Source organism: Oleiphilus sp. HI0125 (assembly GCF_001635355.1).
Genome location: NZ_LWGF01001483.1, coordinates 1 through 912, shown reverse-complemented (window position 1 = coordinate 912; position 912 = coordinate 1). Strand labels below are relative to the sequence as shown.

1 protein-coding gene is annotated in these 912 nt (G+C 44.2%); it reads right to left on the bottom strand.

What is annotated here, in order from left to right:
• Positions 1 to 112 precede the first annotated feature (112 nt).
• On the bottom strand, positions 113 to 751 hold the full coding sequence (locus tag A3762_RS24980; RefSeq protein ID WP_068756043.1) for an NTP transferase domain-containing protein: 639 nt from the start codon (positions 749 to 751) through the stop codon (positions 113 to 115).
• Positions 752 to 912 lie beyond the last annotated feature (161 nt).

Genomic DNA, 912 nt, shown 5'->3' with positions numbered 1-912 from the left:
GCAAACGAAGAATGAATGACGCGCCCAAATATAATCTACTGATCAATCATAATAGATCTTGTACACCGTAATACTAACTATGCGTCTTCCTTACAGCATACTCGCAATGCGCTCAGACCACGGGCCTATCGAGATTTGCTAAGTCTGCAGGCGTATCAACATCTTGTTGAACACCCCCTACTTTGCCAACTTTTACATCGTGTTCGCCAAGAAATTTCTTCGGCCGTCTACCTCCGCTCTCATACCACCGCATGAAGTCATTCATTGATTGCTTTGGGAAGTATACTGGTGGACCAATCGAATCAGGATAGGCCGAGGCATACATGCAGTTTTTCTGAATAGCATTGAGCAAGAAACGCACTAAATCAGAATCATTCAATACCGGCTGATCAAGCAACAAAATGAGCGTGCCCTGCTGGGTTTGATTAAGTAAGCTCTTCCGAGATAAACAATGCGAAAGTCCCGCATAAATACTTGCTGCCATGCCTTCTTTCCAGTTCTCACATACGACCACATCGGTCCATTTCTGAGCATCGACAGCAGAATATATTTTTTCTCTGTTCGCTCCTAAAACCAGATAAGACTTAGACTCGTACCCTGACTCGTGAAGTCGTTGTGCTAAGGTCTCCACTCGTCTCTCTGCGAGCTGCAAGAGTGTATCACCTTGAAGTTCTGCCAATTGCTTAGGTGAACCAAAACGAGACGCCTCACCAGCGGCAAGGACAAGGAAGTTTGTGAGGAAAGCAGCCATTGATTATTTTTTGATCTATTTTAACACTTCAAACACTTGGTCAAATCCATAAGTAGATATAGAATGCGCGTCTCTAACAGCAGTACCTAACCAATATGAAAGCAGACAAACACTTATTTTCTTACCCAAAATATTGGGCCGAGTGCTACGGCATCGCGCCA